We start from the raw sequence: 12,483 nt of genomic DNA, 5'->3' as shown, positions 1-12,483 counted from the left end.
CTCTTCGGCCCTATCGGGCACATCCCGCCCGCTGAGGCCGAAGACAATTACTATGCAGCCCTCGAGAACCTCGATATGGCTGCATAGCCCAATGAAAACTGCCTCCTGAAAACCCGGGGCGCTTCAGAAACTTTTCCAAAGCCGCTTCTTTGCCAGGCTTGGCGTCGAGCCGCACGAATAAGCCCATATGTGTCATCTTCATCGTCTCCATCTTTGGGTGTGGTTGGGTTGACTTCGAGCTGCCTGTCGTATCCGCCATTGCGCTTGTCGCGCCGGTGGCGACAACGAGGGCCGCCGTGAGCAGGAACACTTTAATGGTCCTCATTTTCTTCCCTATTTGATCGCGCCATCGTCGGCCGCGTCGCTAGACTATCATCGCAGCGGAGCGTTAGCGCTTGGCAGAATTGACAAACCTGATACCATTCTCGCCATGAGCACAGCTACGACAATTTTAGCGCTTGATGGGGTGTTCGATACTGGGCTTGCGGCGTTTCAGGACACCTTAGCGACGGCGCGCGACTTGGCGCCCCCCGCCTTGCGTGAAAGTTTGAACTCGTCGGTTTCCAGCATTCGTCGCGCAACACATACAGCGCACGGCCTCGCAATCCCTACGGTTCGGGCCGACGCCCTCCCGACTCCCGGCTTTGTCTTCGTGCCGGCATTGGGAGCGAAGACGGAGGAAGGCATTGCCGACGCCCTTGCTCATCCCGATGTAAAGCGAGCTGTCGAACTATTGCGAACCTGGCAGGCAAATGGTGCGACTATCGCTGCTGCTTGTACGGGGACATTCGTCCTCGCCGAGACGGGATTGTTAGACAAACAAGAGGCCGCCACCAGTTGGTGGCTCGCACCTTTCTTTAGAGCCCGGTATCCCAGCGTTGCACTCGATGACAGCCGTGCGCTGGTGGGTAACGACAGGGTCGTTACCGCAGGCGCGGTGCTTGCACATTTCGATTTGGCGCTCTGGTTCGTTCGTCAGCGGAGCCCCGAACTGGCCGACACCGTCGCTCGCTACCTAATGCTCGATCCTCGCTCGCCTCAAGCCACCTATGCCATCCCGGATCATTTGCGCCACGCCGACCACCTGGTGATGCTCTTCGAGAAGTGGGCGCGTGAAAACCTCGATACGGGCTTTTCCTTGGAGCAGGCCGCGGCCTTTGTCGGGACAAGTGAACGAACTCTGTCCCGCAGAATCAATATGGTGCTGGGCCGCTCTCCATTGTCTTATTTCCAGAGCCTGCGCGTTGAACGAGCGGCTTATCTCCTGAGGACGACCAAATTGGGAATGGATGAGATCGCAGCCCGCACCGGCTATGATAATGCAGCCACTCTCCGCACTCTGCTACGTCGTAAGACTGGCCGCACCGCCTCAGAAATTCGCCGGACGAACCATTTAGGAGTGCAGGATTAGAGCCGTGCCCGAGCGGTTTGGGACGGCTGGAGGGTCGGGACGTTGAGGGGTGAAGGAGGATGGCGATGCCTTCACCTTTGTCCGTCGATTTACGCGAGCGTGTCGTGTCGGCCGTAGCCGCGGTCGCGTCCTGTCATCAGGCTGCAGCCCGGTTTGGGGTCAGCGTTTCCAGCGCCAGCCGCTGGTCGGATCGGTTTCGCCAGGAGGGACAGCTTGCGCCCAAGCCGTCGGGCGGCGATCATGCCTCGCACCGGATCGAGGCGCAGGCCGACCTGATCCTGACGATCTACGAGGCGCGGCCGGCGATCTTTCTGCGCGAGCTGCGTGACGCTTTGACCGAGCGCGGCCTGCAGACCAGCACGAGCAGCCTATCCCGCTTCTTCGCCCGGCGTGGCATCACCCGTAAAAAGGGGCGATCCACGCCGCCGAGCAGGCGCGCGAGGACGTAAGGGCAGCCCGCGAGGCTTGGTTCGAGAACCAGGACGGCCTCGATCCCGACAGGCTGGTTTTCCTCGACGAGACTGCCGCGGCCACCAACATGGCATGCCGCTACGGTCGGGCTCCGCGAGGCGAGCGCTGCCGGCTGGCTGTCCCGCACGGGCACTACAAGACCACCACGATCACTGCCGCCCTGCGCAGGGATGGCCTGTGCGCCACTTCCCTGTTCGACGGCGCCACCAACGGCGCACGCTTCCGGGCCTACGTCGCCGACACGCTTGTGCCCGCGCTCAAGCCCGGTGACACCGTCATCCTCGACAACCTGCAGGCCCACAAGGTGGCAGGTGTGCGTGAGACCATCGAGGACGCCGGGGCGAGGCTGCTCTACCTCCCGCCCTACAGCCCGGACTTCAATCCCATCGAGCAGATCTTCGCCAAGCTGAAGGCTCTGCTCCGGACAGCGGCGGCCCGCACCGTCCCTGATCTGTGGCACGCCATCCGGCAGGCTTTGGCTCGCTTCACGGCAGATGAGTGCCGCAACTCCCTTGCTGCCGCCGGCTACGATACCGACTTGGCCGTCGCTACGTGACCGGGCACGGCTCTAAGTGCGGGAGGACACGGGCAAGAAAATGAGCCTGAAATTGTCATTTAAGATAAGTACGCAGAATCTTCATTACGCCCTCCACGCCGTCATCGTGATCGCCACCTGCGCCTCCGACGGCCCGATTTGCGCCCGCACCGAATGTTTCCCTGAGATGACTCTGCATCACTTCTGCCATCAGTCCATTTGTCGCACCACGCATGGCGACAATTTGCTGCAGCAGGGGAGCGCAATCGGCCCCCGCTTCGATCGCGCGTTCCAGAGCGTCCGCCTGACCCTTGATACGCCGCAAGCGTGTGATGGCTCGCTTCTTGTCCTCTGATGAATGTGGCATCGCGTTTTCCCGAGAAATCGCTGAAGCATACTATACAGGGGGGGAGTTTCAATCCTGCACGGAGCCGGGCGTTTTTCCAATCGGGCGAGGTTCCGGTCATGCTCTCAAGCCTGCGCCACGAGCAGCCCTGGCATGGGCGCCGAGGGTCCGATCCTCCGTTGGGGAAGGGGGGAGTGATCGCCCCCCCCCCCCCCCGGTATGCCGGTCAGACCGTAACGACGACCTTGCCGATCTGGTCGTTCGATTCGAGGAAGCGGTGAGCGTCCTGGATGGCGTCGAGCGGGAAAGTGCGCGCGATCCGCGGCTTGAGCGCGCCCGATTCCAGACCCGCCACGATGAACGCCTTGGCGCGATCGAGGGCGGCATCGTCCGAGACGATCTCGCTGTAGAGATACCCCTTGAGCGTGAGGCTCTTGCCCAGCACGGAGAACAACGGGAACGGCGTCGGTTCGCCGCTGAGCGCGCCATATTCGAGCAGGATGCCGCCGCGTGCCATGCTCTCGGTCAGCGGCTCGAACGACGGGCCTCCGACCGGATCGAGCACCACGCGCGCACCCTGACCATCGGTTATCTCCATCACCCTCGCTACCAGGTCCTCTTCCCCGGTCGCGACGACATGATGCGCACCGGCATCGATCAGGGCCTGGCGCTTGGCGCCGGTACGCGTCGTCGCGATTACCGTCGCGCCGACCATCCGCGCAATCTGGAAGGCCGCAAGGCCGACGCTGCTGGAGGCAGCTGTGACGATGACGAAATCGCCCTCGCCGAGTTTCGCCTGCTCCACCAGTGCACCCCAGGCGGTGACATACTGCATCCACACGGCCGCCGCTTCCTCGAACGACAGCGCCGCCGGATGCTTGACGACGAGGCGGGCGGGCACGTTGGCGACCTCGCCATAGGTGCCCCAACGCGCGATATCGAGCGGGGGGATGACGCTGACGGCTTCGCCTTCCGCAAACCCGGTAACGTCGGCGCCGACCGTAACGACAGTGCCGGCAGCCTCATAGCCAAGGCGGCTCGGGAACTCGGCTTCCTGAAGGTAGGCATGGTTGCGGAACATCACCTCGGCGCGGTTTATGCCTATCGCCTTCACCGCGATCTGCACTTCGTCGGCCGCGGGAGCGGGGACTGCCACATCTTCAATCCTGAGGACGCTGGCGTCGCCATATTCGTGGATACGGACGATGCGGCTCATTGGAGACTCCTTGATTATTTAATGATCGTTCTGTAAGGGAGCGGACCACCCGTTTCAAGATATTATTTATCGATCGTTCCATATCGTGCATCAGAGATGACAGAGACGAAAGCCCGTCGCCGCGCAGGTCGCCCTCGTGTGTTCGACACTGACGCTGCGCTCGACAAGGCGGTGCGGCTGTTCTGGCAGCGCGGCTACGAGGCGACATCGATGGCCGATCTGGTGGCGGAGACTGGCGTCGCCGCCGCCAGTCTCTATGCAGCGTTTGACAACAAGGCGGGGCTGTTTGCGGCGGTGATCGAGCGCTACGCCGCGACGTTCAGCGTCCACCTCTATGCACCCATCAACGATCCGGCGTTGTCCACCTACGAGGCCGTCAAAGGCCTGCTGGAACGGGCGGCGTCATCATTCTCGGAACCCGGAACGCCGGCCGGCTGCTTCATGTATTCAGCAGCGGCAGCCGTTTCGCCGGCGTCCGCCGCCATCGAATGCCTGCTGCGCGACAAGCGTATCGCGGCGGAGGCCCTCCTGATCGAGCGTCTGCAACGCGGCGCCGCGCAGGGCGAGCTTGCGGCCAACTCCGATCCGGCCGTGCTAGGCAAATTCATCAATACGGTCATGGAAGGCATGTCCGTTCAGGCGCGCGACGGCGCTACGATCAACGAACTGCTCTCCATCGCCAAAATGGCACTCGATCGATGGCCGGCCGCGATATGATCGCTACATGGTGGTCATCTGCCAATCCGCCTCCCGCCACCGAACAGTCGAACTCATCTCATAGGACAAAAGCACATGAAACACGTGACATTGCCCGGCGGGGAAGTGGTTCCTTCGATGGGTCAAGGCACCTGGAAGATGGGTGAGCGTGCCGAGCGGCGATCCGATGAGATCGCCGCGCTGCGCGCCAGTGTCGAACTGGGTATGACGCTCGTCGATACAGCGGAAATGTACGGCGACGGTGCGGCGGAAGTGCTGATCTGCGAAGCGCTCGGCGACCGTCGCGACGAGTTGTTCCTCGTCAGCAAGGCGTATCCACAGAACGCATCGCGCTCCCGCCTTACCGGTGCGTGCGAGGCGAGCCTGAAGCGGCTCGGCACCGATCGGCTCGACCTCTACCTGCTCCACTGGCGGGGATCGGTGCCGCTCGCTGAGACCGTGGAGGCAATGAAGGCGCTGAAATCGGCAGGGAAGATTCGGCATTGGGGTGTCAGCAACCTCGATACCGACGATATGGACGAGCTTGTCGCTGCCGGCGGAGATGGCTGCGTGACCGATCAGATCCTCTACAATCTCGTCCGTCGAGGCCCCGAATTGGACCTGCTGCCGTGGCTCGCCGAGCATAACATACCGGTTATGGCGTATAGTCCAGTCGAGCAGGGACGACTTTCAAGCCATCCCGCCCTCGAAAAGATCGCAGCCGAGGTCGGTGCAACCCCTGCCCAAGTGGCACTCTCCTGGACGTTGCGGCACGATGGCGTCATCGCCATCCCGAAAGCGAGTTCGATCGCACACGTGCGGGAGAACCGCGCGGCCGCGGATATCGTGCTCTCCGACGCCGACCTTGCGACGCTCGATGCGGCATTCCCCCGGCCAGCGGGCCGTCGCCCGCTCGAAATGCTGTAGCGTCAGATGGTGACATCCTCTCTCAAAGCAACCGAACGCAAATCGGATCGCCTCGAGGCGTTCATGGACGCGGTGCTTGCGATCGCGATCACCCTTCCTGCGGTGGAGCTGCATGCACCGAAGCCTGAAGAGGGCGATCTCGCAGCGGCGTATCTGAAGCTGGCGCCGGAGTACGGCACCTACGTCCTCAGCGTGATCCTCATCAGCCTCTACTGGGCGCACAGCCATTTCAGCGGCAAGCTGCTGGAGAAGACCGATCACGGCTACAACCTGCTGAGCATCGGCTTTCTGGCTGCCGTCAGCATCACTCCATTTCCCGCCCGCCCGTTGGTCGAACACCTCGGCGGAGATGCGGAGAGCGCCACCGCCACTTTATGGTATCTGGGCGTAGCAGCGACACCGGCGACCTGGTGGTTTCTACGGTGGGTGTACGCCACCGCCAGAGGTCTTCCCGATCGAAGGCTGACCGACGCTTATCTTCGCCGTCTTACCATCAAATATGGCCTAACCGCCGCTGCCTATTGGGCGGCATTCGGCTTGGCATTCTGGGATTGGCGTGTTGGACTGATCGCCGCGGGGATCCTGACCTTGACCTACATCGTTCCGCCAGCAAAGCCCAGCTACAAGCCAGGCCAAGAACCGGAGAATGGTTGAGACCGGCTATAGACCCGGCACGGCGGATGCTCACATCGGCTAATCAGTCCAGAATCTTGTCGATCGTGATCGGCAGGGACCGCACCCGCTTACCGGTCGCGTGAAAGATCGCGTTAGCAATCGCGGCAGCGGTGCCGACGATGCCGATCTCGCCAAGGCCTTTGACCCCGAGCGGGGTCACTTCGGGATCGGGTTCATCGACGAAGATCACCTGGATATCGTGGATGTCGGCGTGCACGGGCACATGGTATTCGCCGAAGTTGTGGTTCATCCAGCGTCCCAGCCTGTGGTCGGGGAAGGTCTCTTCGTGGAGCGCCATGCCCACGCCCATCACCACGCCGCCGAGGATCTGGCTGCGCGCGGTTTTCGGGTTGATGATGCGGCCAGCGGCGACCGCATCGACGATGCGGGTGACGCGCACCACACCCAGTTCCTCGTCCACCTTCACCTCTGCGAAGATCGCGCTGTGGGTGTTCTTTGACTTGTGCAGACCCTTCCACATGTCGCCGAAGCCGGGCGCCGCGGTCTCCTCTTCCTCGATCTCCGTCAGGTCCGCGGCGTGCATCGCGTCGCCGAACGGCACCCTCACGGTCGGCGTGTCCTTCAGCACGATGCAGCCGTCCTCAAACAGCACGTCATCCATCTTAGCGTCGCCCAGCGGTGCACCGGCGATCTCGCCGGCCGCCTTCAGGAGCTTCTTGCCGACCGCCTGGCATGCGAGCTGTACCGCCGCACCGGTCGATGCCGCCCCCCACGATCCACCTTCGACCGGGGCGGTCGGCAGGTCTGAGTCGCCCAGCTTGGCGGTGATCTGCTCGGGCGGCAGGCCGAGCGTCTCTGCGGCGACCAGGGTCATGACCGTGTAGCTGCCGGTGCCGATGTCCGACGTCGCGCACGCTACTTCCAGATGTCCGTTGGCCGTGAGCTTCGCGCTTGCAGACGTCTTGGAAAATTGCGCGTCCCACATGCCGGTCGCGCAGCCCCAGCCGACCAGCTCCTTGCCATCGCGCATCGAGCGCGGCTCGGCCGAGCGCTCGCTCCATCCGAACGCCTCGGCCCCTTCGCGAAACGCCTCTCGCAACGCCTTGCTGGTGTAGGGCGTGCCATTCATCGCATCGATGGGCGAGTAGTTGACGAGCCGGAACTCGAGCGGATCGACCTTGGCCTCATAGGCCATCTCGTCGATCGCCATCTCGAACAGCGTCATGCCGGTCGCCGCCCCCGGCGCGCGCATGTCCGCCGAGGTCGCGGTATCGACCTGCGCGACGGTATATTCTGCGTCGGCATTCGGGCAGTCGTAGTTCATCAACCCCCAAGTGACGACGTTCTCCATATTGTCCTCGTAGCGCGAGGTGGAGGTGGTCGCCGCGTTGCGGATCGCGGTGAGCTTGCCGGTCGTCTCCGCGCCCAGCGCGATGCTCTGGATCGCCTGCGGGCGGTAGGCGTGGCTGAACATCTGATTGCGGATCATCGTGACCCGCACCGAGCGCTCCAGCTTCTTGGCCGCAAGGACCGCCAGGAACACCTGATGCTGCGGCCGGAGGCCTGAGCCGAAGGCGCCGCCGACATAGGGGTTGAGCACGCGTACCTTCTTTTTCGAAAAGCCGAAGACGCTGGCAAGGTAGGCATGCACCCCCTGCGAACCTTGGGTCTTATCCCACACGGTGATGCTGCCGTCGCCGTGCCATTCGACGGTGGAGCCGAACATCTCCATGGGATTGTGGTGTTCCGGCGCGAGCCGGTAGTCGCCGGCCGCCTTGAGCGGGGCGTCCGCAAACGCCTGCGCCGCGTCTCCGCGGTTTTTCGGCGCCGTGTAGCCGCTGCGCTTTTTCTTCGGCACGTACTTATCGCCGACCGCAACCTCGAAGTCGGTATTGTGCGCCTCTGCCGCGTAGGCGACCTCGACCACGCTGGCGGCGTAGCGCGCTGCCTCGAACGTCTCGGCCATCACCAGCGCGATGGGCTGCTGGCTGAACTGGATGCGATCATCGTAAAGCGGACGGAACGGCGAGCCGGGAATCTTCAGCTCGTCCTGGTAGCTGTGGTCGGTCCAGGCGACGTGCGGCCGGTTCAGGTGCGTGATGACCTCGATTACGCCGGGGACAGCGCGCGCCGCCTCCTCGTCGATACTGACGATCCGCCCTTTGGCGATCGCTGCCTCGACGATGTAGCCGTACAGCAGGTTCTCCACGGGATGCTCAGCGGCGTAGCGCGCCGTCCCGGTGACCTTCTCCACGCCATCGACACGGTTGATCGCGCTGCCGATCCCGATCTTCGCTGCGGTAGCCATGATGTCTGCTCCTTACGCGACGCGCTTGTCGGTCTGCGATTGCGGGGTGGCCTCGGCGGCCTGCTTCAGCGCACGGATGATCCCCTTGCGCGCGAGCAGGATCTTGAAGTCGTTCTCGCCCTGACCGACCGCCCCGGCGAGCAGGGCGTCCGCGAAGGCGCCGAACGCCTGCGGCGACGGCTGCTGGCCCTTCAGCAGCTTCTCAGCTTCCGTGCTGCGCCATGGCTTGTGCGCAACGCCGCCGAGCGCCACCCGCGCTTCAGCGATCGTGCCGTCTTCGACCCGCATCACGACGGCTATCGACACCAGCGCGAAGGCATAGGACAGACGATCGCGCAGCTTCAGGTAGGTGTAGTTCTGGGTGAAATCCTCGGCCGGCAGGTCGATGCCCGTTACCAATTCGCCTGGCTTCAGCGTGTTGTCGCGCCACGGCTCGTCGCCGGGTAGCCGATGATAATCGGCGATCGGGATAGCGCGGTCGCCGTCCGGGCCGGTCACCTGGACGGTTGCATCGAGGACCGCCAGCGCCACGCACATGTCCGACGGGTGCGTGGCGATGCACTGGTCGCTCGCGCCCAGGATGGCGTGGATGCGATTGACCCCGCCGATCGCGCCGCAGCCCGAGCCCGGTTCGCGCTTGTTGCAAGGCGTGGCGACGTCGTAGAAATAATAGCAGCGCGTGCGCTGGTTGAGGTTGCCGCCGTTGGTCGCGGCATTGCGCAGCTGGGGGCTGGCGCCGGCGAGGATCGCCGAGGACAGCAAGGGATACCGCTGCTCGACGCGCGCGTCCCACGCAGTGTTGGAGTTCGGCACGAGCGCGCCCAGCCGCAGTCCACCGCCGTCCAGCTCCTCGATCGCGTCCAGCGGCAGGCGGTTGATGTCGATCACCGTCATCGGCCGATCGACGTTCTCCTTCATCAGGTCGATCAGGTTGGTACCGCCCGCCAGATAGCGGACCTGCTCTCCGGCACCTGCCTGCACCGCTTCGGCGACGCTGGCAGGGCGGGCATAGTCGAAGCGGTTCATGCCTGCTCTCCGATCACGTCGAGCACCGCATCGATGATGTTCGAATAGGCGCCGCACCGGCACAGATTGCCGCTCATCAGCTCGCGGACTTCCTCGCGGGTTTTAGCCTTGCCTTCATTGATGAGGCCCTGCGCCGAGCAAATCTGGCCAGGCGTGCAATAACCGCACTGGAACGCGTCGTGGTCGCAGAAGGCGGATTGCAGCGGATGGAGGTCGCCCGGTTGGCCCAGCCCCTCGATCGTAGTGATCTCCGCCCCGTCCAGCGTCACCGCCAGCTTGAGGCACGAATTGATGCGGCGCCCGTCGACCAACACGGTGCACGCGCCGCACTGACCGTGGTCGCAGCCCTTCTTGGTGCCGATCAGGTCTTCGCCTTCCCGCAGCAGGTCGAGCAACGTCGTCCAAGGCTCGATCGCGCGGGTGCGCGTCTCACCGTTGATCGTTAGCGTGGTTGGCACCGTGCCGATCGGCACGGCGGCGTATGTGGCGGAGTTGACGGCTGTCGGCATGATCTGCGCCTTCTTGCTTCGGGTCAGGCCGGGATGGCAGTGATGTCGGCGGTGTTTTCCTCGGCAACCCCGTTCTCGCGGTGGCGAAAGGCGGACAGCGCACGATACACCTGCAGCCGCGCCCTCATCACCGATCCGAGCGGCCGATGCGCGGCCAGGCTATGCGCGGGACGAAAGGTCATCACCTCGTCGAAGTAGCGCACGCGCGCCGGGCTGTACGCCTCCTGCGCAGGGATGCGGACCGTGGCGACGGTGCGGTACTGGCTGTCCTGTGACGGCCACTCGACCGAGGCGTCCTCGATCGGCTGCGTCTCCGCGTTCGCCCAGAGCTGCACCTTCAGCTCAAACACCGCCTCATGGTCGCGGAAGTAATCGGTCGCGGCATGGCGGAAGCCGTCCTCGTCTTCATACGGATCGAGCTGCCACTCGCCGAGCGCGTCCTGCGCCTGCGACGCTGGCACGGCACCGAGCTTCGCGACATAGTCGCCGTAGCGCAGCGGGGCCTGGCTGAAATAGTCGTCGCCGATCGGGTGGCTGAACGGATGGCCGAAGAAATCCGCCTTGGCATAGGCGGTGTTGAACAGGCCCAGCACCTTGTTGAAGTTGCGCGCCGTCGAAGACACCGCGCTCTTGACGCCCTCGGGCATGGGCGTGGCGGCGCCGATCGTCTTCGCATCGCTCAGGAAGCCGCTCGCCGTGCCCGACGGAAAGGTGCGCCCCGTGGCAAGCACGAAATCCTGGGTTGGTGCATCGTGCCCGGGCAGCTTCTCGCCCTCGACCCCGAACACCTTGATCGCCATGCCGCGGTGTGTCGACACGCGATCGCCCAGCGACTCGCCTGGGCCCTGCGCGAAGCGGATCGCGACGTCGTAGCTGCCCGGCTCGGCGAACAGCCCCTGCGCTAATTCGGGGGGCAGGTCGTCGGCAATCGTCAGCGTGCCGACAACGCAGGCCGTGCTCTTGGCATGGCTGGCGCGCACGGCATGCTGCTCACGCTTCTCGACCACCTCGCTCTGCTGGGTCATCCCCTGGATGATGCCGTCGATCGTCGCCTGCTCGTCTGGTTCGAGCGTCTCGATGTCGTCGCGGTACCGCAAGTAGGCCATGACGATCCTCAGCGGATCGGAGCGAAGGAGAACAACTCGGTACGGATGGACGGCGGCGCGCCCGGCTTGAACCATGGCGTGTCCTGGATGTGGCTCGCGGTGACGTAGATCGTCCCGTCAGGCCCTTCGGCGAACGTATCGGGCCAGCGCAGCCGTTTGTCGGTTAGGACAATCTTGGTGGACGTCCCGGCGAGCCGCCGGATCGAATAGTCGGTCGGCGAGGTGATGTAGAGGGTGCCCGCCTTGCTCATCCACAGGCCGTCGGCGACGGCAGTGGTAGCGACTGTCTTCACCGCGGCGGCGCGGTCGCGCTCGCTGACGTCGGAGCGCAGCTTGTCGGTGGCGATCGAATAGAGCGTCTTCCCGGTCAGCGCCTGCCAGTAGAGCGTCTTCCCGTCATTCGAGATCGCGATGCCGTCGGACGCGAACGTAGGCTGCCGCCCATCGGGGCGAACAAGCGGCTTTCCCTCGATGGCGACGGTGACGCTCTTGTCGATCTGGGTCGACGGATGGCCATCAAGCGCTCGGAAGCTCTTTCCGTCGTCCAAGTCGACGACGATGATTGCGCCGCGCGTGCCGCTGTCGGTGATGTAGCCGGTCCGGCCATCGGGCGAGAACCGGATATCGTTGAGGTAGGTGCCCTGCAACGCAACGTCGCCAGGCACCGCGATGACCTTGGTCACCTTGTTCGTCTTCAGGTCGATGCGGACGAGCTTCGGCGCGCCCTCCAGGATCTTCTCGTTGCCGGGCGCGCCGGGATCGAGCACCCAGAGATTGCCTTGGCCATCGGGAACGATCGACTGGACGCAGACAAAGTAGTCGCCAACCGGCATTTCGTTTGCCCTGGCGTTGCGCCAGCTGTTCCACTTGGCGTCGGGATAGGGCCGGAGCGACCCATTCGGCATCACCTCCGCAACCGAGATCGGCGCGTCGTCGGTCCAGCGCGGGAAGTTGACGAAGCGGCGCCCGTCAGCCGAGACGGCGACGCCGGTAACCTGGTGGTCGAAGCGTGCCACCTGCGTTAGCGCGGCGCTGCGTCCCGTCTGGGCATAAGCTGCTCCCGCCAGCGCTATCGTGAAGGCTCCTAGCCCGATCAGAACACCGCTTTTCCGCATCTGTCCGCTCCTGTTCACCGGACGCAACGCGCGACGGTTCACTCGTCAACGACCGTGGCCCATGCTTAGATCCAGGAAAACCACGAATAAAACAGGTTAGACAGCGTCTCCACGACCGGGAGCTCAGAAGCCCCGTGCCGCAGCTGAAGTCACAACCGAACGGTTTTGACCTTCAACAAAC

The 12,483-nt window shown here is 63.9% G+C and carries 12 protein-coding genes; 5 read left to right on the top strand and 7 right to left on the bottom strand.

All coding sequences use genetic code 11. The annotated features are described in order from the left end of the window. Positions 1 to 430: 430 nt before the first annotated feature. Together F4U94_RS22045 and F4U94_RS22040 are read left to right on the top strand one after the other, a co-directional pair. Positions 431 to 1,411, top strand: a complete 981-nt coding sequence (locus tag F4U94_RS22045; protein ID WP_120252783.1) for a GlxA family transcriptional regulator — start codon at positions 431 to 433, stop codon at positions 1,409 to 1,411. 65 nt (positions 1,412 to 1,476) lie between these two features. Further along, positions 1,477 to 2,438, top strand: a protein-coding gene (locus F4U94_RS22040) for an IS630 family transposase (protein ID WP_120253505.1) whose coding sequence is annotated in 2 segments (ribosomal slippage) — positions 1,477 to 1,828 and positions 1,828 to 2,438 — 963 coding nt in all. Because the reading frame shifts where the segments join, the coding sequence is not laid out codon by codon here. 55 nt (positions 2,439 to 2,493) lie between these two features. Here the strand turns inward: F4U94_RS22040 and F4U94_RS22035 are convergent. Further along, positions 2,494 to 2,784 carry a metal/formaldehyde-sensitive transcriptional repressor gene (locus tag F4U94_RS22035; RefSeq protein WP_047820964.1) on the bottom strand — a complete coding sequence of 97 codons (291 nt, stop codon included), beginning with the start codon at positions 2,782 to 2,784 and terminating at the stop codon, positions 2,494 to 2,496. Between the two features lie 205 nt (positions 2,785 to 2,989). After that, entirely contained in the window at positions 2,990 to 3,979 is a 990-nt protein-coding gene (locus F4U94_RS22030) for a zinc-dependent alcohol dehydrogenase family protein (protein WP_009823890.1), read from the bottom strand. Positions 3,980 to 4,117: 138 nt separating this feature from the next. Between F4U94_RS22030 and F4U94_RS22025 the strand changes: the two genes are divergently transcribed. The 3 genes from F4U94_RS22025 (at position 4,118) to F4U94_RS22015 (ending at position 6,256) form a co-directional block, all read left to right on the top strand. Continuing rightward, a complete protein-coding gene (locus tag F4U94_RS22025) occupies positions 4,118 to 4,696 on the top strand; it encodes a TetR/AcrR family transcriptional regulator (RefSeq protein ID WP_234781428.1) in 579 nt (192 codons plus the stop codon). Positions 4,697 to 4,771: 75 nt separating this feature from the next. After that, entirely contained in the window at positions 4,772 to 5,602 is an 831-nt protein-coding gene (locus F4U94_RS22020; RefSeq protein ID WP_172598864.1) for an aldo/keto reductase, read from the top strand. 6 nt (positions 5,603 to 5,608) lie between these two features. Further along, positions 5,609 to 6,256: a TMEM175 family protein gene (locus F4U94_RS22015; protein WP_120252786.1), complete on the top strand. Its 648-nt coding sequence runs from the start codon at positions 5,609 to 5,611 to the stop codon at positions 6,254 to 6,256. Positions 6,257 to 6,299: 43 nt separating this feature from the next. Here the strand turns inward: F4U94_RS22015 and F4U94_RS22010 are convergent, their stop codons facing one another. The 5 genes from F4U94_RS22010 to F4U94_RS21990 are packed head-to-tail and all read right to left on the bottom strand — an operon-like array spanning position 6,300 to position 12,203. Then, positions 6,300 to 8,546 carry a xanthine dehydrogenase family protein molybdopterin-binding subunit gene (locus tag F4U94_RS22010; protein ID WP_150412239.1) on the bottom strand — a complete coding sequence of 749 codons (2,247 nt, stop codon included), beginning with the start codon at positions 8,544 to 8,546 and terminating at the stop codon, positions 6,300 to 6,302. A 12-nt stretch (positions 8,547 to 8,558) separates the two neighbouring features. Beyond that, positions 8,559 to 9,572 (bottom strand): FAD binding domain-containing protein, encoded by a 1,014-nt coding sequence (locus F4U94_RS22005; protein WP_120252788.1) that lies wholly within the window; start codon positions 9,570 to 9,572, stop codon positions 8,559 to 8,561. Next, positions 9,569 to 10,081, bottom strand: coding sequence for a (2Fe-2S)-binding protein (locus F4U94_RS22000; protein ID WP_120252789.1), 513 nt, complete (start codon positions 10,079 to 10,081; stop codon positions 9,569 to 9,571). Before F4U94_RS22000 ends, F4U94_RS22005 begins: the two co-directional genes overlap by 4 nt. A gap of 23 nt (positions 10,082 to 10,104) precedes the next feature. After that, positions 10,105 to 11,187 carry a catalase family protein gene (locus tag F4U94_RS21995; protein WP_150412238.1) on the bottom strand — a complete coding sequence of 361 codons (1,083 nt, stop codon included), beginning with the start codon at positions 11,185 to 11,187 and terminating at the stop codon, positions 10,105 to 10,107. 8 nt (positions 11,188 to 11,195) lie between these two features. Continuing rightward, complete coding sequence (locus F4U94_RS21990; RefSeq protein ID WP_249042097.1) at positions 11,196 to 12,203, bottom strand: major royal jelly family protein; 1,008 nt, start codon at positions 12,201 to 12,203, stop codon at positions 11,196 to 11,198. Positions 12,204 to 12,483: the final 280 nt, after the last annotated feature.

This window comes from Sphingobium limneticum, from assembly GCF_008710155.1.
In the GTDB taxonomy this organism is placed as follows: Bacteria; Pseudomonadota; Alphaproteobacteria; order Sphingomonadales; family Sphingomonadaceae; genus Sphingobium; species Sphingobium limneticum.
The sequence above is the reverse complement of the archived record's forward strand: the minus strand, read 5'-3'. Positions and strand labels throughout refer to the sequence as shown.